Raw genomic sequence first — 26,491 nt, 5'->3', positions numbered from 1 at the left:
AAATAGCGGCTTGCAATTACTTTTGTCAACATTGTTGTGACAATAAATAACTGTAAGTCGCTATTTGATTTTCTATCCTATTACATAAACTATATGATGCTTCTTAATGTTTAGAACCATTTTTTGAATAGTATATAATATAAAGTTTGATATTCTGATTTTTCTCTTAATGATGTTTGATCAATCATCACCCATAACAATTTTTTTTCAGGTGATCGGTCACTTGGAACCGGATTGACTAACTCTTTATCCCAAAGTTGAGTGGCTAATGACGTAATTCTTTTTTTGAGATCCTCTTTGGCATCATTTTTCAAAGCTAGGTTTTCTAATCCAAATTGGGTTACTACCCAACGATTGGTCGATTGCGTAGTATCAACGATCCCTTCAGAAGAAATGAAGCGGTTTTTAGGTTCTGCATGATAAATTTCAACGATATCACCTATTTTCAATGATACATTTTCTTCACCAGTAACAGACTCTATGCCTTCGATCGTTTTTTCGTATTTCAGTTCTCCTGTACTACTTTTGACCATTACTTTTACATAAGTTTCATTCTCATAACGATAATGAGGTCTCGAATGCGTAACTGAAACAATTGCTTCTTGAGTATCACTGTTCTTGTTTGTTCTAAATGTAAATGAGCCAAACTTCCTGTCATTCACTCCATGAAAATCAATGACTTGGCTATCTTTTACTTCGTCCAACGTAATAACCGCATGATTTGTTGCTTCTTTCACGTAAACATAACTATTCTGTGGGATGAAATACATCATTTGATTTCCAGAGAATTCTGCACAATAGATGCCATTAGGAATGTTTTTAAAAGTGACTACTCCTCCAGTGATTTCTTGAGTAGCTATTTCTTTCGCTCCATCTTTTAAAGTTATTTTGGTACCTTTTAATAGGTTTAAATCTCTCAAACTTAATTCAATCGTAAGATCACCTTTTAGATTTAGCGCATCAATCTCCTTGTTTTGTACCATCTCAAAATTAGAATTGATCAAATAAGATGGGTCGACTAATTCACGCGCACGTGCCAACTCACTTTCTGGTACGACATCAGCTAAAGAAGCGACTGCCGGATAACCATGCTCACGATTTTTTTGAACTTGTACTTGATCAAGCGTCAATCCCCATTTCTCTAAAACACCTGAAAAATCTAGTTGACTATTTTCACTATAGATACGATTCATTAAATCAGGTAATGGGTAATCGTTGCGATTAAAATCTGGTTGATTAGCTATTTTACGATATTCCTGATACATCTTTGTAAACGAATCATCATTTGCTTTTTGTTTTAACATTGTTAATAAAATTAATTTTTCGCGCAGATCAGCATCAGCATAAGTTCCATTCTGATTGATTAGCTTTTCGTATAGTGCGTTTTCTACCTCTTCTTTTTTACCATAATTAAATAGCCAACCTTTTTCATCTGCTTCTTTTCCATAGATAAGATATTGATACTGCACACCAAATAAGTTATTCGAGACTTCTCCTGTATACATCCCTATGTTATCGAAGCCAGCTTGATAGCCATGTGCAATTTCATGCAACACTTTCCAACTGTCTTCAGTTAACCAGCACTCGACTGTGCTATAGCTATTTGCTGCCCATTCTGAAGAATAATAAGCACCGACACCTCCGTTTTTATCTGCTTTCAAGAAAAAGCGATTCACTCCATTTTGATTTTCTTTAGACGAGTTATCAAAACCAGCGATTTGATTATAATAACCAAACAATTCGATGTAGTGTTCGATCAATTCATCTAAGGAACGGTAATCTTTCAAGTTTCTTACTTTTTCTTTATCATTTTTAGGAACAAGTAATTGAAAATCTGGTCCTTTAATCAAAGCATATTCAGCATCGAACTTGTCCCACATTGAAAGAAACATAGTATCATCTCCATGATAATTATAAACTGGTAATGGTTTAATACGTTCAGAAGTGACGATTTCATATTCAATGTGAGCAGCTTCTTCTCCATATGGCGTATCAATAAACGGAACTAAAGGATTATCTGCACTTATACTTACCCATTCTGAATCAACTAAGATACTTTTTTCGATACTTGAGGCATTACCTAACAATCTCAATCTTAATTTATTTTTGAATTGTTTATTTGTTTGTCTAATCCTCAATTCAACATTTTCTGGCAAGATAAATCCTAAATCCTGGCGATCATGATTTTTTCCTTTATTCATCCCTGCATTGAAGATCCAAGTTGGTTCAGGAATACTAAAAATCTCTTTTTTAATTACCTCTTGCGCCTGAACATTCGTAGAAAACAAACAACCAAAAAATAACACTGATAACCCTATCAAAAAAATCTTTTTCAAACAAAAAACCTCCTGTTATGTAATTTTATACAAATTGCCATTTAATCAAACAAAGCAATCGTATACATTTAAGTATAAATAAAATAGTCAACAACCACAATAAAATTTATACTTTCACATCAATTAAACTATTTTTTTAAAGAAATAATTAAGATGCAAGCTATAATTTTCCAAAGCAAACATTTCAATGATTTGTTATTTTATAAAATAATAAAAATGATTTAGAACAGTTAAGAAAACATAAGGTCAATATATCTGACAACTCATTTTTCTCCGTTTATTATTTTAGAAAGATAACCAACAGTCAAAAAATAGTTTTAGGGCGATTTCTTAGAGTGAATTGTTAAGACACAAGCAAATATAAGTGTTTTTTCTTTTACGTTAATTTTCGATTACTCCATTAGCCACAACAAAAAAAGACTGAGCCGATCTGATATGCTCCCCCTATATAGGACACTGAAATATAAAAGTCCTGTATAGAGGGAGCATATCACAACTTGTCTCAGTCTCTTCTCATCATATCTCTAAAGACGGATAAACGGTGTTCAAAAAGTCATTCCTCGTCAATCCGTCCTAAGAGATAAATCGTTTTTCTCTATATTCTTAGAGTAAACAAAACTAGTCATGCCCATTTTGGGTCACTCCTTCTTGATTAGTAGTAGCCGATAGGTCAACATCGTTGTACTAATAATTTTTTCTTTTGGGTCAAAATATTTTTGAATATACTCTTTAAAAATTGTTTCTTCTAGATATTCTTGGTAATAAGCTCTCATAAAATCTTCCGTAATTTCTTCTTTAAACGTATACGTAAATTCTTTTCTTTTATAGGACCATTCTTCATCTTTTAAATAAGTTTCCAATTGATCCATTATTACTGGTGAAGTCACAGCATCTTCTTCGAAAATTCCTAATTTTTTTTCCAACGATGTAAACAGATCTTCTTTAGAAGAGACAACTCTTAGGATGACACAATATTTTTTCATCTTTGTTAACATTCTACTTAACTTTACGGAATCGTCTAAAGCCGGATTAGAAGCAGAGAAAATAAAATCATACGTTTTTCCATTTTCCAGAAATTCAGAAAAAGTCTGTTTCGTTAGATGAATGTTTTCCCTCCCCAATCTAGCTGCTTCTTCAGTAGCAAACTTCAACATTTCATCCGAAAAATCTATCAATTCATATGTAGTTGCTTCTTTTGACATCGCTAGATAGCGTCCAGCGCCACCTGCTACATCCACTATTTTCTCAGTTGGTAATGCAGCTTCTTTTTTTAGATACTCAATGACATCTCGGACAATTGTTTTGTCTGATTCTTTTTGATTCATGTAGTAATCGCTTGCAAAGGCGTCCCATTCTTCTTCGTTCATTTTCATTCCTCTATTTCTCTATTTTTATATCGCATTTTCACTTTTCGGAATAAATAATACACTGACTAATTCATAACCAAAACCAACCTGCTCTTAGGCTTATCGAAATAATTATTTTTAAAATTTCTATCCTTTCATTATACATGATTCACATGTGTTTTCCTTTCTTTCTATCTCATCAGAGCCAAATTTTTAAATTGCCGATATAGTTCTTCACTATGTATATTAGACAGCTATCATCAAGTAAAGAATAAAGCTGTCATCGAACAAAAAACTGGCTGGTATACATTCGGTTGAATCCCGAAGCCATACCAGCCAGTTGGTCAAATACTCTGCTATTAACTTTTGAATAGCACATCAAAAAATTATCCCAGGTATTCCTTTTTATTTCTCTTTTTGTACGTGTACAAGGATCAGTTTTGTGATTTCCATTAAAATGATCGTTACTAAGGCAATCCCGATTGACGTAAAGACTTCTGTCAAACCAAATGCTGCTGGAATTGAAAAGACTTCTTTCAAGCCTGGGATCATCGTCAAGCAATACAATGCACTACATACTACAACAGCTAACAATACGCTTCGATTTGCGAAGAAACCTGCTTGGATCGCTGTTTGTGTGTTAGAACGCGCAGGGAATGTTTGTAATGTTCGACACCAGATCAATGTAGAAAACGACATTGCTACGCCAAATTCTGGTGAATGTTGCATCCCTAACCATTGCGCAAAAATGACTGCGATACCGATTAATACGCCTCGATAAGTAACCGAGATCAATGTTTTATCGGTAAAGATTCCTGAATTTGGATCTCTTGGTGGACGTTTCATTGTAGCTGGTTCGGCTTTTTCTGTTCCTAAAGCAATCGCTGGTAATGAGTCGTTGACTAAGTTGATAAACAATAATTGTAATGCTGTAAATGGATTGGACCAATCAGCAACTAAAGCGAAGACAATCGCAATGATCGCACCTAAGTTTCCAGAGAATAAATAGGCAATCGCCTTTTTGATATTATCAAAAACATTACGTCCTACTTCTACGGCACTAACGATTGAAGCAAAGTTATCATCGGTCAAGACCATCGCTGCCGCATCTTTCGATACATCCGTACCCGTACCCATGGCAATACCGATATCCGCTTGTTTCAGGGCCGGAGCATCATTAACACCATCGCCTGTCATCGCAGAAATGTGTCCTTTTGTTTGCCATGCACGTACGATTCGGATCTTGTTTTCAGGAGATACACGTGCGTATACAGTCACTTTTTCCAAGACTTCGTTTAATTGATCTTCGGTCAATTCATCTAACTCTGTCCCTGTAAGTGCTTGATCTCCTTCTGCAAAGATCCCAATTTCTTTCGCGATCGCAACAGCAGTCGTTTTGTGGTCTCCAGTGATCATAATTGTTTTAATTCCAGCGCTTCGAGCTTCTTTAACTGCTTGTGTGACTTCTGCTCTTGGAGGATCGATCATGGCAAGTAATCCAACTAGAATCAAGTCATTTTCATCTTCAAATGACAACTCTGGACTTTCAATTGGGCGATAAGCAAAGGCTAAAACACGCAATGCCTTGTTTGAGAAAGCTTCATTTTGTTCTTTGAATTGTTTCATCAATTCCTCTGTCATTGGTACAACTTCACCATTTAGCAAGACCTTTTTACTGCGAGCAAACACGATATCTGGTCCACCTTTAACAAAAAGATAGTGTCCCTGATCAATATTATGAGCAGTCGACATTAATTTTCGGTCAGAATCAAATGGTAATTCAGCTTTTCTTGGATAGTTGTTACGGATTTCTTGATACGGTTGATTCAATTTTTCACTAAAATCAATAAACGCTACCTCTGTCGGATCTCCAAGTTTCGTACCATCTTCACTGATGGAAGCATCATTGGCTAATACACTGATTTCAATCAAGCGTCTTTCATCGTCTGTCCATTTTTTTGGATCATCGGTAAAATCTCCAGTCGAACCATTCGCTAGATAATAATCAACTACCGTCATCTTATTTTGGGTCAATGTCCCAGTTTTATCTGTACAAATAATACTAGTCGAACCCAGTGTTTCCACTGCTGGTAATTTTCGGATAATAGCATGTCGTTTCGCCATTTTATTGGTTCCCAAGGATAAAACGATCGTTACGATTGATTGTAATGCTTCTGGGATGGCAGCAACCGCAACAGCGACTGCAAACATTACTGCACTAACGATATCAGCAGTTAAATCACCTGTGCCGCCGCCAAGATAGATTCGGAACAATTGGATACCTAAAATAACTAACGATAAAGCTAAAATCGCTAAACTTAACTTCTTACTAAATTTATCTAATCCACGCTGTAGTGGTGTTACTTGTTCAGTTGTTGATTCAAGTAACCCTGCCACCTCACCGATTTCTGTGTTATTTCCAGTAGCGGTAACTAAGAATTTCCCACGACCATAAGTAATGATTGTTCCACTAAATACCATGTTGATACGATCACCAATCGGCACTGTCTGACTAATATCAGTTACTTCTTTTTCCGATGCTGTCGATTCACCAGTTAGCATCCCTTCATCCACTTTCAATGATCCAGCTTCTAACAACCGACCATCGGCAGGGACATAATCTCCTGCTTCCAATAAAACGATATCTCCTACAACCAGTTCATTCGCAGGGATCGTTTTTTCTTTTCCATCACGAATCACACGTGCATCAGGTGCAGAAAGATTTTTCAATGCCTCTAAAGAACCTTCTGCTTTCTTCGTTTGGATCACACTAATCACGGAGTTCAACATCAATACGGCAAAAATAACGAAAAATTCAATATAATCTCCCATGACCATTTGAATCAAAGCGACAATCAACAAGACAATAACCATTGCATCTTTAAAAGTTTCTAAAAACAATTTCCACGTTGGCTTCTTAGGTGCTTCTTTTAACTGATTCAATCCGTCTCTTTCTAACTTTTCTTTTGCTTGTGATGTACTCAAACCATCGATTGAGCTCTGTGTTTTTTGCATCAGCGAGTCAATTGGTTCTTTATAGACAACTTGCTGAGCCTGTTCTTTGTTTTCCAAATTCCATCCCCCATTTTGTTTTTCGTTACCAAAAAGTTTTCTGACTGAAAAAAAAGAGACCTAAGACAAATGCGGATTTGTCTTAGGTCTCACCATTTCATACAATACCAGAAAACCAAATGGTTAACTTACTGTTGATATTATCACAACAAACGTTGTCGGTTACTCCCCTAAGGAGATATTCAACTATATAACTATATTCTTATCCTACATGAATGAATAGAAAATTGCAACCACTTTGCCTTTTGGTTCTTTATTTTTTCAAATCACTTTATAATCTCTGCAACTTCAAATTTAGGATTCTAAGGATTCTCATGATATAATACTGTTTGTTATTCTAAATAAGGAGGAAGCTATTTTGGTTATCACTATTCTCACGATCCTTTATTTCATCAATGCACTAATTGCTTTAGTAACTATTTTAATCAAACCTCGTGACGTAGCTGCAATCTGGGCGTGGTTGCTCGTACTATTTGCTCTTCCAGGTCTTGGATTTATCCTATATCTCTTCTTCGGTCGCGGATTGACTGATAAGAAAAAATTTTATTTGAGACAAAGCGACTTGAAAGAACTAGAAAATTTTCAAGATTTCAAAGGAGATACGATCGATCACTATGATCCCGTCATGGATAATGAAGAGCATCAACAATTCGTTGACTTCTTCTCTTCTTTAAATCGTATGCCATTAACCCGACGTAATTCCGTCACTTTATTAACAGATGGTCAACAAAAATTAACTTCTTTATTAAGTGATATTCGGCAAGCAAAGCATTCGATTCATATCGAATATTATGCATTCGTCACGGACAACATCGGACAACAAATCTTGACATTACTTGAAGAAAAAGCTGCTGAAGGGGTTGAAGTTCGCTTATTATATGATGCGTTTGGCTCACACGGTACTAAACCAAAAGACTTTAATCGTTTGATCCAAAATGGTGGTCATGTCCACACATTCGTCACGTCACAAAGAGCGTTACTTAGATTCCGATTGAATTATCACGATCATCGTAAAATCGTCGTGATCGATGGTAAAATCGGCTATACCGGTGGCTTTAACATCGCCAATCAATATGTCAATCCAACCAAAAAATTTGGTTATTGGCGTGATACTCATATTCGAATCTATGGCGCTGCTGCTTCGTTATTACAGCTACGTTTTCTAACGGATTGGAATGTTTCAGTACCCGAACAAAAGAAGGTTGCCTATCATCTTGATTACTTTTTTCAAAAAGAACTTGGGAAAGACGACAAGCATGAAAATACTTCGATTCAACTAGTATCAAGCGGTCCTAACAACGAACGTGAACAAATTAAATTATCCTTTATTAAATTGATCACAGCTGCTAAAAAACGGGTATGGATTCAAACACCTTACCTGGTTCCAGATGAAAGTGTGATCGCTGCCTTAAAAATTGCCGCTTCTTCTGGCGTAGAAGTCAAGATCATGATTCCTAATAAACCTGATCATCCGTTTATTTACCGAGCAACCCAATATTATGCACGTCAATTGATCAAAGAAAACGTTCAAATCTTGGTTTATGAGAATGGTTTTTTACATGCGAAAACATTGATCATGGATGATGAAATTTGTATGGTCGGCTCTGCCAATCAAGATGTTCGAAGTTATCGGTTGAACTTCGAAACCAGTGCTGTCATTTATGATCCAGCCTTTTTAACCCAGTTAGCAGATCAATTTTTACAAGATGAAAAACAATGTACACCGATGACCACGGAAACAGTCAAAGAAATGTCTGGCTGGTTGTTATTCAAACAACAAATTTCTCGTTTGTTTTCACCTATCTTATAAATCATAAACATTCAAATTTAAAATGAGTTTTTTGCTTGATCCACAAAAAAGGCTCTATAATTTATGGGACTGAAGAATCAGAATTGATTTTTTCAGTCCCATTTTCATTTTTACTATTAAAAACATATCGTTCTCTATTATGATTAAACAACCTCAACATAGACAACTGAGAGTAGGCTATGAATAAAACAAATGAAAGACAGTGGAGTAATCATCAATAAATGATCCCACTGCCTTTATCGGTTACTTTAGCCAGGTATTTACATTGTCTACTTATGTCTTCTTAAATAGTAACAAACGATTCCTTTAAGTAACTATTCATTCTTCTTTAAAGAACAATTTTTCGCTGACAGTTGTTTTTCTGCTGCCCAGTGATTGATGGGTCCATACTTGTGACCGACAATGATTTCTTCACCAATTGCAATATTGACATAGTCTTTTGCCGTTCGGATTGCTTCTTCTACTGATTTTCCCTTCGCTAATTCTGCAGCGATGCAAGCCGACAATGTGTCTCCTGTACCGTTGATTCGATCTGTCGGATAAAAGACTGCACTTAACCAAAATGATCGTCCAGATTCCAGCAACACATAATCTCTTACTTCTTCTTGATTACTTTCTTTCGTATGAAATCCTTTGATCATCACATTTTTGGCACCCATTGCCTGTAAGTCAACAGCGGCCTGAACATAATCTTCATCTGTCGTTAAGTTTCGTCCAGTTAACTTCTCTGCTTCATAGAAATTCGGCGTCAAGACAGTCGCTAACGGTACTAGTTTTTCTTTCAGACTACTTAAAGCAGCTTCTTCTAATAATAGATTTCCATGCTTCGTTACGATTACCGGGTCGACCACTAAAGAACCGAAGTTATACTGTTGATAATTTTTAACTACTGTTTCAATCAATTCTGCATCAGCTAGCATACCTGTTTTAGCCGCTCTTATTTGGTAGTCTTCAGCGATCAAAGAAAATTCTTTATCAATGAACGCACTTGGTAAGGTCACACTTGCTCCGATCCCATAAGAATTTCCTGCCACACAAGCCGTCATAACTGATACACCATAGACGCCACGGGTAAAGAAAGTATGCATATCTGCTTGCATTCCTGCACTTCCATCACTGTCTGATCCCGCGATCGTCATGACTTGTACATATTGGTCGTTCATACACTTCATTCCCTTTTTTATTTTTCCAACTCATTCCCTATTCTACACAACTATACCACTTCTTACTTTAAGGAATCAAATCGTAGTGGATGGACAATTGTTTATTGCAGCTTTTGTCAAATTAGTAATATTCAAGATATCTCCTTAAGAATAGTGATCTTTTTAACTAATCACTTACTAATTAGTTAAAAAGATGAAATAAGCAAAATACAGCATAAAAAAAACCGAAGAATACTGACATAAAAGAGATGATGCTCAGCTTCTTCGGCTTACTTTTTTATTTGCTTCTTCAGTGTACTGCTCAGTTCTAGCATCCTCTCACTAACTAGCGAGTGACGTTATTTTACTACCAACACATTGCACGGTGCATGTGTGACTACATAAGAAGTAGTTGAACCAACTAAGACACGTTCCACGGCATTCAATCCTGTAGCCCCCATAACAATCAAATCAATTTTTTCCTTTGATTCATTGAAATTTGCAATCAATGTTTTCGGATATCCATACAAAATATACGTCTCGATATCTGTTAGTCCCTTTTCAATTGCTAAGTTGCGATGCTCTTTCATTTGGTTTTCTGCAACTTCATCTAATTCCTCTTGTAAGTTCGTTGTAACAAATGCAAAATCACCGAAATAGTTACCCGTTACTTCGTTTACGTACAAAATGTGTAGCTTTGCCTGATTTCTTTTTGCAATTGTAACTGCTTCAGAAAAGGCTTTTTCTGCTTTTTCTGATCCATCAATTGCTACTAATATATTTTTATAGGTGTCTGCCATTGAAACCGCCTCCTTTACAATCAGTGTAGCACGATTATTTTAAGGGAACAACTAATTTACTAGCACTGACCAAACTTAGCGATTCGCTTGTCTTTGAACTTGTTCATGCGGTTTTCTTTCATTAGAGCTGTGACCTTCTTGGCTTGCTTTTTCTTTTATCTGAGTCATACGCAGTTTTTTTTCTAGCAGCTTCATTTGTCCTAAATTACTTTTCGATTCAAAATAATCCCTGGCAGGAAATAACTTCTTCTTTTCGTTCGTCTCTGTTAAAACCATATCATTATTTAACTTCTCATGCTTGGTCACTATTGACTCTAATGATATTTCAGTCTGTCTTTCCTTATTCACTGGTTCTTTTTCTTGAAGTTCTTTAGGTAATACTCTTTCTAAATTTGAAGCGATACCTGTATAAAAATCCGTTATTTTTTGTGCTTTACCCCGTAATCTCCATTGATCAAAATTACCACACGCTTGAAAAGAGTATAATTTAGGTCTATAAATTGGGTTTAAATTTATATTCTTGAACCCAACATAATCGACGAGGATCGCTCGTAAATTTTCACAGCACCAAGCTGGATTTTCTTGATACAAATCATAGATTTGTTTTTCTACTGTCATTTGACTTCTTACTTGCGGGGCATGTTTTCGTGCAAACTTCCTAATGTTAGTATTTCTTATAGCGAACTCATTATCGACAATTTCACGAAATTCTTTTGAAGAAGTTAGCGAAACAAAAGGAAGTCTGTCCTGACATTTTTTCAGTAATTTTTTCCCTATTTCAGGTTGTTCCTTTATTAAATTTAGAATAATTGGATAATTCGAAAGATGATCCCTAAACTTTTCTTCTACACTTTTATCGGAGTCATCCTTGTTAATCTTGACTACTGATTGTTCGATTGCTGCTATTAATTCTTCTTTTACTATATTATTTTCCGCTTTGTCGGTTGGAATATTCTCTATTAGAATTCCTTTTCGTTCCATATGTTTTTCAATTACTTTTGCAATTGTTTTAAGTATTGATATATGATTATTATCGTTTACTATAGGACCTTCATCAAAAGTGTCTATCCACTTTTGCATTTGCCCGTATGTAAAATGGATACCCGCTTCCTCTAATCTTTCTCTTGTTATTTGATATTCTTTATCTATTTCCTCCAAATTCCTAATTTTAGGAGGCAAAATTTGTTTAACTATTTCTGGAAAGTAATAAACAAGTTTTTGCTGCTCTAATGTTTCTTTCATTTCATCCATCAATGAAAATAAGAATCTATCATTTTCTTGTTTTACATTTTTATTTGTTGAGGGGGCCTTCCATTTAGTCTGATCTAGTTGATTTATAGGAGCTACAGAATCAATTTTCTGATAAAATTCAGAGCGATTTTCATCAGTCAATGATGAATCAACATGTTGTAGGACAAACTCTTTAATTGGTGTAAAGGACGTTTGACGATAAACTGCTACGAGTGGATCAATCTCTTGTTTGTTTTGGTTTACTACTCGCTCCAATTCTAAAGCTATTTGAAGATTGATTTCTTCTGCAACTGCACGGATAACTTCTTTTTCAGTGATCAATTTGTTTAGCTTTTCTTTTTTAGTTACTGTTAAATAATCCCTCAAACAGCTAGAAATTTTCCCTTTAAAAGATAAGTCTGTTTTTTTAAGACAAACATCTACATAAGCTTTTAATTCAAGTTTTGATAAGTTATCCTTCTGTAAGAATAATGGAAGAAACGGGTCGTTTTTTAGGTAAGCGTAAAACTTTTCCCTTTCCTCCAAACTTAAATTTGGTTTCATTACTGTTTGAATCGCTGCTTCTCTTTGCATATTGGTGTCTAATTTTTCAGCTAGTTCTTTGATAAATTGCTGTAATTGATTTTTGCTCGGAAAAGAATCAACATTAGCCTGTCCTATATGTATTTCTTTACGCTTATCTTTTTGAAAGTTAAAGACACCATTCCTTACTAATTCTTTCAGTTGGGTATCATTCTCAATCTGCTGCTGCTTCTTTTCAGTTTCCAAAATATTTTTTTGCTGCGCCATGTCGAGCTTTTGATTATAAATTTCTATTATTTGTTTGGCTCTTCTTTGACTTTCCTCATTAGGAGATATTAGAATATCTTTCGCTTTTTCATTGATACCAGTTGATGCCAAATATTGGATTAAATCTGCACAAAACGGGAGGTCTTGCTTACCTAGCTCATAAATTTGTTCAGATAACTCTGTATCTTCCCCTAAATCTTCTCTTGCAAGTTGATGTGCTGAATTTTTAAAATGAGCAACGACGGTTGGCGTTGTCTTTGCAAAATCTTTCAACGGAACTGCCGGAGCAATTTTTTGATAGTATGTAAGTAGTTCTTTGATTTCAGGGTCTTTTTCTGCAAGGTCTAAAATTTCTTTATCCGTTTTCGATTGACTTGCTTTCACTTCTTGGCTAAATCGTTCTAATCTTTTCTCTATTCTCTTCTTTACAGCGATAAATAAAGGCTCAATTTCGGCTACAGATTGCCATGTAGGTAATAAAATGATTCGGCTAATAAAACCGGTAATATTCGATTGTTTCTGTTTATTAAGTTCTAATACTGACTGCCAGTTTCTTCCCCTTTCTTCATCATACAGTACCCACTTATTCTTTAATTTATTTAAAGCCTTATTTTTTTTTGGTAGAGATAAAATGTGTTTCCCATTATGAGATTTTTTTTTGACTGAACTATATATATTTTCAAAATGACTGTCCATATATCTATATTTATCATCATCATCAAAACGAGAAATTAGAGCAAGAAAAACTTGTAATTCTTCCTTGACACTTTTTGGTTCATCGTTTTTTTTGCTTTCTATTTCTTCGGTAGACTTCTGGACGTAAACCATCCTCTCAGCTAGAGAAGACAGATTATGCTCTCTCAATCTTCCTATGTCTTCAAGGCTGATTTTTGTTCGATAGTTCTCCCCATTTTTTTGTTGAGAATGACGTTGTCTTTGAATAAAAGAGTCAACTTCAAAGGTTAATTTACTAGATTTGCTTAGTTCATAAAGTGCAATACGTTTTTTAAATTCTAAATGTTTTTCAGCATCTAAAGACAATTGTGCTTGATTTTTGATGAACTGCTGAGTATCAACTGAATTCACTTTTTCATACATCTCCGTAAAGAAGCCGATTGATACTCCTATGTCATATCTTAATCTTTCATATGCGCTTGGGCCTATTTCGTTAACTATTGTTAGAAGTTGTTTTTTTTCTAAAATCAATTCATCAATATCGATTTGGTTTGGGGTTGCGACATTTTTTTTCAAGTTTTTTATTGTTTCTAAATCACTTGGTATTTCTTTAGCTTCAAGGTAGGCTAGATAATAAATGATCATTTCACTTTTTGATGATACTTCATGGTCAATAAAATACCGTAGTACTTCATCTTTAAAGTCAACTGTCGGTAAAGTAAAGTCCGTTTTTCTACTTTCCTCTTGGAGTTGGTTGTTTATATCAAATGCTAGGTAATTACTTTCAGTCAAATATTTTTGAGCTTGTTCTTTAATCATTTCTCGAGCTAGTATCGAATCACTGTTATTATATATCGCTCTGAAATAATCATCTGTTCCCCTTTTTTTCCCTTGTTGGATTTTTTCAAGTTCGAACACAATATCGCTTTCTAAGTATTTTGCCAGCAATAATAATTGTCTTTTCTCTGAGTATAGCGTTATCACTTCTTTTTTTTCTTTATCCGTTAAATCTTTAGTCAAAACTTTTTCAAAAATCATTTGGATATTATTCGGTAATTTTTGTGCATCAAGATACGCCAAGTAAAAAGCCCGAACTTCATTAGCAGATAAGTCTTCCCTCTTAAGAAAACGACTTAGTCCATTTTCTTGAAAATCTACATTTGGTTGTGTGACTGATTTTTTTCTAAATTCATCTTGAAATTGGGTATGAATTTCAAATTCAACATACTTACTTTCCGTTAGGTATTTTTTGGCTTGTTCTTTGATTCTTTCTTGATGCTTTTTCGAATCGGTCTTTTTATACGCCGCTAAGGCCACTAAAAAATAATCATCTGTTACCTGTTTTTTGCCTTGTTGGATTGCTTCAAGTTCATATACAGTCTTTCTATCTAATTCTTTTGTCAGTAGTAACAATTGTCTTTTCTCAGGAACAAGCTCTAACGCTTGTGCTTTTTCAGCAGAAGTTAGCTCGTTCAATAAGAGGTATTTCAAAGTATCTTTTAGAGAATTTGGTAATGTCGTCTCTTCAAGATAAGCCAAATAATACGCTCGTTCCTCGTAAGCCCTTCTGCTTTTTCCATCCACGAGTAGATGGAGACTTTCTTGTAAACGATCATTTTCATTCCATTTTCCCTGAGATCGTTGTTGTCTTGTCCTGAGCATAAAATCCAAATAATCAAATGTAGTTAAATACTGTTTTGCATAGCCATCAATGATATATCGTTTTTCTTCAATCGTTGTATGTAAGTAGATATGTGTGAATAGATCTGTTGATGCTTTTCTAAATCCTTTTCGGATTTCTTTCAATGCTAATAAGTAGTATGGTTCTACCTCGTTTGTCAGAAATAATTCAATTTGTTCCTGTTCTTTTTTAATTGGCAAATAACTATAGTCAGGATCTGTGGCAGGATTTTTCTTAAGATAGGGGTTAACGGTTGTCTCCATAAACGTATTAAAGTTTGGATGGTTATCAGAAAAAACATAGGGCTCCACCATTCTTTTAAATAAATCATTTTTCAATTGTGTCGAGGATAATTTCCGTTTTAAAATCAAACTGGCTCGGACTACATCATCCATTTGATTCCCCCATTTTCTTTTTGTACTACTAGAAGGAGACACCAAATCAATAAATATTTGTTCGATATTATTCATTGATTTAACTATTTTTTCATTCTCGAATGGATGTAAATAATGATAAATTTCCATGGATTCACTTAGTTCGCTATCATCTAATGAATAACTAGCATAAAATTGCTCTTTAAACTTTTTTTCCTTTTTATCTTTGATATCGTTTATCAACTCTTGAAAAGCCACACAAAAATTTGCCTTTTCTTCTAAAGAAAATAATTTTTTTTTAAGGAACAACTCCCTAAAATTTTGTCTTGTTCCATAGTCAGCCTTAGCGATTAACTGTGTAACCTCTTGCCAGTCTAAAAATATTTTTTTTTGATTTTCTGGCAATCGTTTCAATATACTTTTTTCTAAAATTTCCTTTTTATTCTGAAAAACATGTCCATATAGTACATCTTTTTCATCCCATAATTTATTCAATAAATAAACACTATCCGCCAATAAGTTGGGATTGTTGTATAGGTTAATTGTGATCCACTCTTCATTTTCTTTACAAGATACTTCATTTCCTCTAATCTCCATATATTCTTTCTCATAAAAGTCTCTTTCCATTTGCATTTCTCCGTTCTTCATTAATATACTTAGTTTTTTAGGGAACAACTAATTTACTAGCACTGACCAAACTTAGCGATTCGCTTGTCTTTGAACTTGTTCATGCGTTTTTCTCTCATTAGAGCTGTAACCTTCTTGGCTTGCTTTTTCTATCTGAGTCATACGCAGCTTTTTTTCTAGCGACTTCATTTGCTCTACATTACTTTCTGATTCGGATTGACCAAGAAAAGGATATAGTCTCTTCTTTTCGTTCGTCTCTGTTACATCCATATTATTATTTAACTTCTCATGCTTGCTCACTATTGATTCTAATGATATTTCAGTTTGACTTTCCTTATTCGCTGATTCTTTTATCTGAGTCAAACGCAGTTTTTTGTCTAACGGCTCCCTTTGTCCCAAATTACTTTTCGGTTCAAAATGATTTGTGGCAGGAAATAACCTCTTCTTTTCTCTCGCCTCTGTTAAAGCCATATCATTATTTAACTTCTCTTGGTCGCTTACTATTGACTCAAATGATACTTCAGTTTGGCTTTCCTTATTCGTTGATTCTTTTTTTTGAAGTTCCTTAGGTAATACTTTTTTTAAATCTAAAGAGATATCTATATAAAAATCGGTTATTTTTTTGGCTTTATTTAGTAATCTCTGCTGACTAAAACTCCTATCCACTTGAAAAGAGTATAATTCAGGTCTATATATTGGGGTTAAATTTTTCTTCTTGAACCCAGCATAATTGACGAGGATCACTCGTAAATTTTCACAACACCAGAATGGATTTTCTTGATACAACTTATAAATTTTTCTTTCTTCAAACAATCGTGCTCTTTTTTCTCTCGCATATTCTAATGCAAAACGTCTAATCCCGGTATGTTTTTTGAGGAACTCTCTATTCATCATCTGAAGAAATTCTTTTGAAGAAGGTAGCGAAATAAAAGGAAGTCTGTTCTGACATTTTTTCAATAATTTTTCCCCTATTTCGGGTTCTTTCCTTACTAAATGGTTGAAGATTGGCTGAGTCGAAAGATGATTTATAAACTGCTCTTCTATACTGATCCTAGGGTCATTCTTATTAATCTTAGCTACTGATTGTTCGATTTCTTTTTTCAGTCTTTCTTTTATGCTATTTTTTTCTTCTTTTTCGGTGGGGATATTTTCTATTAGAGTTCCTTTTCGTTCCATATGTTTTTCAATTACTTTTGCGATTGTTTGAAGTATGGATATTTGAATATTATCGGTTACTATCGGGCCTTTTTTATATGTAGCTTCCCAATTTTTCATTTGATCGTCTGTAAAATGGATACCTAATTTTTCCAAACTTTCTCTCGTTACTTGATGAGAATTAAATTCTCCGACTATTTCAGGAAAGTAATAGGCGATTTTTTGTTGTTCTAATGTTTCTTTCATTTCATTAATTAGTGAAAGAAAGCCTATTTTAGTTTCTTGTCCTAATTCCTCTTTGTTTGTTAAGTGTGCCCCAAAATTAGTCTGATCTAGATGCTTTATAGAAGCTGCAGAACCAATTTTCTGATAAAATTCAGAGCGATTTTCATCAGTCAATGATGAATCAACATGTTGTAGGACAAACTCTTTAATTGGTGTAAAGGACGTTTGACGATAAACTGCTACGAGTGGATCAATCTCTTGTTTGTTTTGGTTTACTACTCGCTCCAATTCTAAAGCTATTTGAAGATTGATTTCTTCTGCAACTGCACGGATAACTTCTTTTTCAGTAATCAATTTGTTTAGCTTTTCTTTTTCAGCTACTGTTAAATAATCCCTCAAACAGCCAGAAATTCTCCCTTTAAAAGATAAGTCTGTTTTTTTAAGACAAACATCTACATAAGCTTTTAATTCAAGTTTTGATAAGTTATCCTTCTGTAAGAATAATGGAAGAAACGGGTCGTTTTTTAGGTAAGCGTAAAACTTTTTCCTTTCTTCCAAGCTTAAATTTGTTTTCATTACTGTTTGAATCGCTGCTTCTCTTTGCATATCTGTATCTAACTTTTCAGCTAGTTCATTTATAAATTGCTGTAATCGAGCGTTGCCCGAAACAGAATCAACATTAGCCTGTCCTATATGTATTTCTTTCCCCTCATCCTTTTGATAGTTAAAAACGCCATGTCTTACTAATTCTTTCAGTTGGGTGTCATTTGCAATCTGCTTTTCTTTCCTTTCCTTTTGTAGAACTTTTTTTGATTGCTTAGTTTGCCGTAGCTTTATGAACTTTTGATGATAATTTTCTATTATATACTCGGCTCTGTCTTGACTTTCCTTATCAAAAGATTTCGGAATACCTTTCGCTTTCTCATTTTTGTCAGTTGATAGCAGATACTTAATTACATCTACACAAAACGGTAGGTCTCGCTTTCCCAGTTCATAAATTTGTTGAGATAATTCCGCATCTTTTCCAAAGTATTCTCTTGCAAGTTGATGTGCTGAATTGTTAAAATGAGCAACGACGGTTGGCGTTATCTTTGCAAAATCTTTCAACGGAACTGCCGGAGCAATTTTTTGATAGTATGTAAATAGTTTTTTGACTCTATAGTCTTTTTCTGCGAGCGCTAAAATTTCTTCATCCGTTTTCGATTGACTTGCTTCCACCTCTTGGCTAAATCGTTCTAATTTTTTCTCTATTCTCTTCTTTACAGCGATAAATAAAGGATCAATTTCAGCTACAAATTGCCATTCAGGCAATAAAATGAATTGTTTAATTATTTTGATATACTTCGATTGTTTCTTGTCATTCAGATCTAACACGAACAGCCAGTTGCTTCTATTTTCTTCAATAAATGGTACCCTCAGATGTTTCAATTTATTAAACGTTCTAACTGATTGTGGTATAGAATAAACTTGGTTCCTCAGATGAGCATAATGTCTGACGTACCTGAATATATCTTTCAAATTACTATCTATAAATGTATATGAATCATTACTATCAAAACGAGAAATTAAAGTAATGAAATCTTTTAATTCTTCCTTGACAGTTTTTTGTTCATCGTTTTTTTTGCTTTCTATTCCTTCGGTAGATTTCTGATCTAAAACCATCGTCTTAGCTAGAAAAGACAGGTTTTGCTTCCTCAATTCATCTATGTCTTGGAGACTGACTTTCGTTCGATGGTTCTCCCCATTTTTTTGTTGATAATGACGTTGCAGTCCAATAAAAAAAGCAACTTCAGAGGTTAGTTCGTCAGACTTGCTTAATTCATAAAGTGCAATGCGTTTTTTAAATTCTAAATGTTTTTCAGCATCTAAAAATAATTGTGCTTGTTTATTAATAAATTGATGATGCTCATTAGACTTCACATTTTCATACATCTCCGTAAAGACACCGATTGATATTCCTGCGTTAGTTCTTAATCTTTCATATACACTTGGATCTATTTTGTTAGCTATTGATAAAAGTTGTTTTTTTTCTAAAACCAAATCCTCGACATCGATTTGACTTGGAGTTACGACAGCTTTTTTTAAATTTCTTATTGTTTCTAAATCACTGGGTATTTCTTTAAATTCAAGATAGGCTAGACAATAAATGATCATTTCATTTTTGGATAATACTTTATGGTCAACAAAATACCGTAGCGCTTCATCTTTAAAGTCCACTGTCGGTAAAGTCAAATCCATTTTTCTACTTTCCTCTTGGAGTTGGATCTTTATGTCAAATTCCAGATAATTACTTTCAGTCAAATATTTTTGAGCTTGCTCTTTAATCATTTCTCGAGCCAATATCGAGTCACTCTTTTTATATATCGCTAAAAAATAGTCATCTGTTCCCTTTTTTTTACCTTGTTGGATTGCTTCAAGTTCTAATATAATGTCGCTTTCTAAGTATTTCCCCATCAGTAACAATTGTTTTTTTTTCTAAAGATTGCGTTATCACTTCTTTTTTTTCTTTATCCGTTAAATTTTTTGCTAAGCGTTCTGCAATAATTACTTGGATATCATTCGGAAATTTTTGTGCATCTATATACGCCAAGTAAAAAGCTCGAATGTCATTAGCAGATAAGTCTTCCCTCTCAATAAATCGTCTGAATACTTTTTCTACATTCGGTTGTGTAACTGATTTTCTTCTAAATTCTTCTTGAAAATAGGTATAAATTTCAAATTCAACATACTTACTTTCAGTTAAGTGTTTTTTAGCTTGTTCTGTGATAATTTCTTGAACCTTTTTCGAATTGGTTTTTTCATATAACTCTAAGAAATAAGCGTACGTCACCTTTTTTTTACCTTGTTGGATTGCTTCAAATTCATATACAGTCTCTATATCTATTTCTTTTGCCAACAGCAACAATTGTCTTTTCTCAGGAGCAAGCTCTATCACTTGTCTGTATTCACCAGAAATTAGCTCGTTCAATAAAAGGTATTTCAAAGTATCTTTTAGAGACTTTGGTAATGTCGTCTCTTCAAGATAAGCTAAATAATACGCTCGTTCCTCGTAAGCCGTTCTGCTTTTCCCATCTAGGAGTAGATGGAAATTTTCTTGTAAAGAATTGTTTTTATTCCATTTTTTCTGAATATGTTGTTGTCTTATCCTGAACATAAAATCCAAATAATCAAATTTAGTTAAATACTGTTTTGCATACCCATCAATGATATCTCTTTTCTCTTCAATTGTTGTCTGTAAATAGATATGTGTGAATAGCTCTGTTGATGCTTTTCTAAATCCTTTTCGAACTTCTTTCAATGCAAATAAGTAGTATGGTTCTACCTCGTTTGTCAGGGATAATTCAACTTGTTCCTGTTCGTTTTCACTTGGAAAACGACTATAGTCAGGATCTGTGGCAGGATTTTTCTTAAGATAGGGGTTAACGATTATCTCCATAAACGTATCAAACTCGGGTTGTTCATGGGAAAAAACCTGAGGTTCCACCATTTTTTTGAGTAAATCATTTTTCAATTGTGTCGAGGATAATTTCCGTTTTAAAATCAAAGTGGCTCTGACTACATCATACATTTTACGTCTTTTATCTGTACTACTGGAAGGAGACACCAAATCAATAAATAGTTGTTCGATATTGTTCATTGATTTGGCTATTTTCTCATTCTCGAATGGATATAGATAATGATAAACTTCTATGGATTCACTTAGTTCGTTATCATTTAATGAATAATTAGCATAAAATTGCTCTTTAAACTTTTTTTCCTTTTTATCTTTGATATCGTTTATCAACTCTTGAAACAGCACACAAACTTTCGCCTTTTCTTCTAAAGAAAATAATCTTTTCTTATGGAACACCTCCATAAGTTTTTGTCGTGTTGTAAGATTGCCTTCAGAGATTGCTTGGGTGACTTCTTGCCAATCTAAAAAATTTTTTTTCTGATCTCCTACCAATCGTTCTGATATACTTGTTTTTAAAATTTCTTTTTTCTCCTCCGTATCCTTTCGAGGTAGTACATCTTGTTCATCTAATAATTTATTCAATAAATAAATACTATCCGCCAATAAGTTGGGATTACTGTCTAGGTTAATTGTGATCCACTCTTCATTTTCTTTACAAGTTACTTTACTTCCTTTAATCTGCATATAGTCTTTCTTATAAGAGTCTCTTCCCATTTGTTTTGCTCCTTTTATTCAGAATTTGCCCTCATTATGTTTTTATCTATCTGATTTTCTATTAATCAATAGATTGACTGGCTTTTTCTTCAAGTTAGATGGCAATCAGGAAGAATACTGAACTCAAGAAACATGATTTCCGAATTCATCGATTATAACTAAGTTTTTCTGATAATTGTCTATCGTTAGGGATGCTCCTCTCATTTGTGCTTTCACCTCTGTTTATTGACGTGCCGTGTGTTCTTTCTGGTACCAATGGTGAATTAGTAGAGCAATTTCCTGCTTTTTCCATTATTTGTTGCATGCTAACTTGCGTTCTTTGATTGCCCTTCACTGATTGATCATTTTGCGTGATAAAATCAAATGAGATCATAGTACTTTTTGTTTGCCCAGGAATGTTTTTCTGCAATTCTTGTAATTCTTTCGGAAGTATCTTTGATATACCTTGTTTTTTCATTACTTCTTTATAGCCCACTAGTACTGATTCTGCCTTCTTTCTTAGGGGATAACCATACATTTCTCTATCTCTTGGGTCTAAACTTACCGATATACCCGCATAATCGACAAGCATCACACGCATATTTTCTGCACAATAATTGTCATCATTATAAAATAATTTGTAAATGGATTTCTCAACTTGGATTATTTCTTGTTCTGTTTCATTATATTCTTTTAAAAATGGAGAGAATGGGGTATTTTCATACCATTCATTGATCAGCTTACGTAATTCAATAGGGTAAGAAAGATTAATAGCGGGTAATTTTTTTAACAATACCTTTTTCAATGTAGGTGATTCCTCTAAAATATTTTTGACTGGGAGACCTTTTCCTCCATACTTTTGAATGCTGCAACGAGTAAAATTTTCAACAAATTGATCTTCTATAGTCCTTTTTTTATCGTTTGGGTTAATCATACGCACAGATTGTTCAATTTCTTCGATTAAGTTTTCTTTTGCCTCATCTAAAGATTTCTTCATTGATGGGCTTTCCACTTGATTCATTTGTTCCTCATATTTTTTCTTTAAAAGTTCGTTTATTTTTTCAATAGTTGTGTTAAATGTTACTCCCATTCCACTTAAAGGATATATTTCTTTTTGTTCATTTAAATCCCCTATCCTTATGCCTTCTATAAAGTTATCAAAAAATATATCTCTCCAATTTTCTATTTGCTCATCTGAACAAGTTATGCTTACTTGTCTCAATTTTTCTTTTATTAATTCATTTTCAGAATTTCCCTGATGGTTGTTCCAATCTATCTTTCCAATTTCTTTGATTATTTCAGGAAGATAATACTTGATCCCTTTCTCTTCTAGATTTTCTTTTATTTCAGCAATTAATGGCAATCGTTTTAAGTTAGTTGCTTCTATCCTCTCTGCAACTTCTGGACTGATTGCAGAAACTAACGAAAACATGTCTTCCTTGTTTGACCGAGAATTTTCTCCCTCTGCTGTAGTAAGAGATACTTGTTTGCTAAGGTCTTTCAGCTTATGGTTAGAGTTAATTTTATTATAAAATTGCATACGATCTGCTTTATTAAAAGAAGAATCAATCAGTGATGTAATTGATTCTTTTATTAATAGGAATGGCGTATCATTATAAATGGATACTAGCCAATTTATCTCACCTACTTCTTCTTTCTTTAATACCTTTTCAAATTTCACTGCTGTTTCATAATCCCGTTGTTCTGCTAAGACACGTACTATCTCTTTTTGACTAACCATTTCTTTCAACTGACGTTGTTCCTTGTCTGTTAAAAAAACATCTAGTTTCTGATCCACTTGTTCTTTAAATGGCAAATCACTTTTATGTAGGCAAGCACTAACACATGCTTTTAATTCAATTTTCGATAGGTTTTCTTGCTTAAGAAACTGTTGAAGATACGTATCCTGCTTCATAAAAGCATAAAACTTTTGTCTTTCTTCCACACTTAAATAGGGTTGCATGATCGTTTGAATTGCCGCTTCTCTTTCTGTTGCTGTATTTAAATCATGTACTAATTCTTTAATAAAATGTTGCAATTGAACATTAGCGGGTCTCCTATTTTCAGGAGCAATCATTCGTTCCACCAGATAATTCGTCAGCTCATCTGACTGTAATTGTTGAGTCAAATACACACCTGCTCGAACTAATTCTTGATTCTCCATATTGTTCGCACATTCTTTTTGATCTTGTTTTTTTTGCACGACATGCTGATATTTTTTTAATGCTAGTTCCATTTCTTCATGAGCAATCTCTCTTCCAGCGGAATTTTTTGATTTTTTATAGCTCTTTTTTTTCTTAAGAAATTCTTGGTAGGCAACTTCTTTGAGACTCTCTTCTTTAGTTGTATTGGTTTTGTCTTTTTTTCTCTCAAGCCTTGGTTTCGTTGCAAAAGCTGTAAACTGCTTAGTCATCTCTAGATCATGGTATTTATTGTGAAACGCAACAATTGCCTTAGCTGTTTCAGTCGGTCTTACTTCTTGATTTAAAATGACAGAAGGACTCCAATCAAACGGCTGACTTGATTGCTCTATGATTGGTGTTGAGATTGGCCTTTCAACATTTCCAACTACTTCATTAGCCACTTTATTAACTATTTTTTTGCCAGTCAATTCGCTATGCATGGACGGAAGTGGGTATAGGTCATGATAGCTTTCTACTATCTTCTCCATTTTATTTTGTATTAAAATATTTGGGTGTATTGGTAAAGGGTTAGGTTGCTTATTAGTGTATTGTGCGCTCAAGTACTGAATCATTTTTGCACAATATAATGGATCCAGTTTCCCTAGCATGAAAATTTGCTTTGCTAATTTTTTTCCTGGACTTTGATATGTTTCCTCAATTTGATGCGCTAAATTAGCAAAATAGGTAGACACCATTGGAATCGTCTGAGCATAATTTTTTAAAGGATAAGAAGGCAGCATATTTTGGCAACAAACGAGTAAATCTTTAAGGCCCGGTTCGTTTTCTACAAGTTCTAAAATCTTTTTATTCGTTAATGACACGTCACCTTTATCCTCATAATCCTTTTGAATCAACGTATCTAAATATGGAATATACTCATGTACCTTCTTTTCAAACTGAACGAGCAATGTATTTAGTAAATTATTATAGTGTAAGTTGGAATCTGACAGAACCTCCGCAATTTGTTCTTTTTCTGACTTTAGTCCCTTATCAAGATTTTTGAATATTCTTCTTAGTATTTGATTTCTACTTACCTCTTTAAATGTTACACCCATTGCTTTAAATTCACTTTTTAATTGACGATTGATTTCAATCGCTGTTTCATCATGGGACACAATAGCTTCTCTTAGTTTTAGATCTCGATAATCACACCTATTATTCGTTAATATTTTTACAACAACTGGCTGAAGTAAATTGGCTGGTGCGATCTCATCTAGTTGTTCTTTAATTTTTTGGAGTTTAATAATTCTACGATCATTGTCAACGTGAAATTTCGCATAACCCCAAATTGAGCTAAATCCATCGGAATCATGAAACTTAACTTTATTTAAAAATCCTTTCAATTCTTTAACTTTTAAAGAAGTCTTGATCTCTTTTTTTCTAAATCGTTTAAATGCGAGATGGAGCGGTCGATTGCTTGATCTTTTAAACGTTGTTCCCAATGTGGAAATCTCACTTGGACTTTGACCAAAGAATCGATTAGTTGTTCCTTGTTTAATCGCCTAAGTTCAAGAGGATCTAAAAGATTAGCATTGACTTGTTGCAGCCCGTTTTTCACTTGCAGCACTTCAATGACTGGAAGACTCATTGCTTTTTCGAATGCTCGTTTACGTTGGTTATAGACTGCAGATGCTTTTAAATCAGGCCCACCTTCTTTGATTATTTCTTTTAGTTTGACTTTTTTAGTAAACTCTAAATGTTCTTTTCGATTTAAATGTAAAGATGCCTGTTCTTTTATCCATTGTTGGGTATAGGAAGATACGTTGTTATATAAATCTGTAAAGAAATCAATTGTTGCTGCTTTGTTTTCTTTTTTTATTTTTAAGAATTCCAATGTACGTTCTGGGCCTATTTCTTCAGACAAGTGGATAAGTCTTTGTTGTTCTGAAATGAGTTCTGACAATTTCAGATTTTCGTCTACAGTTAAAACTTTTTTCAAAGCGTGTATCAAACTTTTTTTGATATCCATTGGTATCACTTGTTCTTCTATACAGGCTAAGTAATACGCTCTAATTTCAAGTGGTGATTGCGTTTTCTGGTCAAGAAACACCCGAATTTTATCTTCGCTAAACTTAATATTCGCTAGCTTTAATCCTTTTTCTCTCAATGCATCTTGCATCTGACTTTTCACTGCAAATTCAGCATGGTTAGCAGGACTTAAATATATTTTTGCTTGTGTTTTGATGTATTCTTGGTTAGTCGTTGAAAAGGATTTTTCATAAATATCTGTGAAAAAACCAAGCCTTCCTTCTTGTTTTCCTTGCTGTATTTCTTCAAGCTGGAATACGTTTTTTAAATCTAGCTCTTTTGACAATTGGATAAGAACTCTTTTTTGAGGAACTAAGGCTTGCACTTCATTTCTTTCTTCACTTGTTAAGTTTTTCTCAAAATATTGTTGTAAACTCTTTTTCCAACTATTCATTTGGCTAAATGGTTCGTATTTCATTTCTAGATAAGCTATCTCATAAGCTCTAATTTCGTTAGGAGATAAATTTTCGCGACTAAGAAATGGATTAAGAAAATCTGTTTCTTCCCATTCCTGTAAATTTTTTTTACTCTCTCCCTCTCGTATCACGTGACCTATTTCAAATCTCACATAGTTTTCTTCACTTAAATGTTTTTTAGCTTGCTCTTTGATGAATTGGCGACAAGTTACCGAAAAAGCTTTTTGATCCATCTCTTTGAACAATTGAGATAGGACTACTTGGTCGCTTTCCTTGCTATTGTCAAGCTTAGTTGCAAGTTCTGGACCTACTTCTTTTCCTAATTGTAAATATAATCTTTTTTCTGAAACTAGATTCTTCACTTTCAATATTTCTTCTGGTTTCAACTCTTTCAAAAAAGGTTTTCTCAAATTTTTTTTGATGTTGCTCTCCAT

Annotated in this window: 11 protein-coding genes; 1 reads left to right on the top strand and 10 read right to left on the bottom strand. The window is 33.8% G+C overall.

Annotated elements, in window-relative coordinates; all coding sequences use genetic code 11:
• Window positions 1-110 precede the first annotated feature (110 nt).
• The 3 genes from AB3H93_RS06640 to AB3H93_RS06630 all read right to left on the bottom strand — a co-directional run bounded on the left by AB3H93_RS06640 (window position 111) and on the right by AB3H93_RS06630 (window position 6,754).
• Complete coding sequence (locus AB3H93_RS06640) at window positions 111-2,336, bottom strand: putative mucin/carbohydrate-binding domain-containing protein (RefSeq protein ID WP_368020343.1); 2,226 nt, start codon at window positions 2,334-2,336, stop codon at window positions 111-113.
• 638 nt (window positions 2,337-2,974) lie between these two features.
• Window positions 2,975-3,703, bottom strand: coding sequence for a class I SAM-dependent methyltransferase (locus AB3H93_RS06635; RefSeq protein ID WP_311817285.1), 729 nt, complete (start codon window positions 3,701-3,703; stop codon window positions 2,975-2,977).
• Window positions 3,704-4,087: 384 nt separating this feature from the next.
• Window positions 4,088-6,754 (bottom strand): cation-translocating P-type ATPase, encoded by a 2,667-nt coding sequence (locus AB3H93_RS06630; protein ID WP_010719606.1) that lies wholly within the window; start codon window positions 6,752-6,754, stop codon window positions 4,088-4,090.
• 358 nt (window positions 6,755-7,112) lie between these two features.
• Between AB3H93_RS06630 and cls the strand changes: the two genes are divergently transcribed.
• Entirely contained in the window at window positions 7,113-8,564 is a 1,452-nt protein-coding gene (gene cls / locus AB3H93_RS06625; RefSeq protein ID WP_010737327.1) for a cardiolipin synthase, read from the top strand.
• A gap of 314 nt (window positions 8,565-8,878) precedes the next feature.
• Here cls and thiD read toward each other — a convergent pair whose 3' ends face one another.
• From thiD to AB3H93_RS06590, 7 genes are all read right to left on the bottom strand, one after another.
• Window positions 8,879-9,727, bottom strand: a complete 849-nt coding sequence (gene thiD, locus AB3H93_RS06620) for a bifunctional hydroxymethylpyrimidine kinase/phosphomethylpyrimidine kinase (protein WP_368020342.1) — start codon at window positions 9,725-9,727, stop codon at window positions 8,879-8,881.
• Window positions 9,728-10,065: 338 nt separating this feature from the next.
• Complete coding sequence (locus AB3H93_RS06615) at window positions 10,066-10,506, bottom strand: universal stress protein (RefSeq protein WP_010719609.1); 441 nt, start codon at window positions 10,504-10,506, stop codon at window positions 10,066-10,068.
• A 75-nt stretch (window positions 10,507-10,581) separates the two neighbouring features.
• Window positions 10,582-15,903 carry a hypothetical protein gene (locus AB3H93_RS06610; RefSeq protein WP_368020341.1) on the bottom strand — a complete coding sequence of 1,774 codons (5,322 nt, stop codon included), beginning with the start codon at window positions 15,901-15,903 and terminating at the stop codon, window positions 10,582-10,584.
• Between the two features lie 72 nt (window positions 15,904-15,975).
• Window positions 15,976-19,746 carry a hypothetical protein gene (locus tag AB3H93_RS06605; RefSeq protein WP_368020340.1) on the bottom strand — a complete coding sequence of 1,257 codons (3,771 nt, stop codon included), beginning with the start codon at window positions 19,744-19,746 and terminating at the stop codon, window positions 15,976-15,978.
• Window positions 19,697-21,451 carry a hypothetical protein gene (locus tag AB3H93_RS06600; RefSeq protein WP_368020339.1) on the bottom strand — a complete coding sequence of 585 codons (1,755 nt, stop codon included), beginning with the start codon at window positions 21,449-21,451 and terminating at the stop codon, window positions 19,697-19,699. Before AB3H93_RS06600 ends, AB3H93_RS06605 begins: the two co-directional genes overlap by 50 nt.
• A 145-nt stretch (window positions 21,452-21,596) precedes the next feature.
• Window positions 21,597-25,055: a hypothetical protein gene (locus tag AB3H93_RS06595; protein WP_368020338.1), complete on the bottom strand. Its 3,459-nt coding sequence runs from the start codon at window positions 25,053-25,055 to the stop codon at window positions 21,597-21,599.
• A complete protein-coding gene (locus AB3H93_RS06590; protein WP_368020337.1) occupies window positions 24,968-26,491 on the bottom strand; it encodes a hypothetical protein in 1,524 nt (507 codons plus the stop codon). Before AB3H93_RS06590 ends, AB3H93_RS06595 begins: the two co-directional genes overlap by 88 nt.

It is taken from the genome of Enterococcus sp. C74 (assembly GCF_040887125.1).
Lineage (GTDB): Bacteria > Bacillota > Bacilli > Lactobacillales > Enterococcaceae > Enterococcus_B > Enterococcus_B hirae.
The sequence above is the reverse complement of the archived record's forward strand: the minus strand, read 5'-3'. Positions and strand labels throughout refer to the sequence as shown.

Coding starts and splice junctions, on each gene's coding strand:
- AB3H93_RS06635 (WP_311817285.1), bottom strand. CDS start 3,703: ATGAACGAAGAAGAATGGGACGCCTTTGCAAGCGATTACTACATGAAT.
- thiD (WP_368020342.1), bottom strand. CDS start 9,727: ATGAACGACCAATATGTACAAGTCATGACGATCGCGGGATCAGACAGT.
- AB3H93_RS06615 (WP_010719609.1), bottom strand. CDS start 10,506: ATGGCAGACACCTATAAAAATATATTAGTAGCAATTGATGGATCAGAA.
- AB3H93_RS06610 (WP_368020341.1), bottom strand. CDS start 15,903: ATGGAAAGAGACTTTTATGAGAAAGAATATATGGAGATTAGAGGAAAT.
- AB3H93_RS06600 (WP_368020339.1), bottom strand. CDS start 21,451: ATGGGAAGAGACTCTTATAAGAAAGACTATATGCAGATTAAAGGAAGT.
- AB3H93_RS06590 (WP_368020337.1), bottom strand. CDS start 26,491: ATGGAGAGCAACATCAAAAAAAATTTGAGAAAACCTTTTTTGAAAGAG.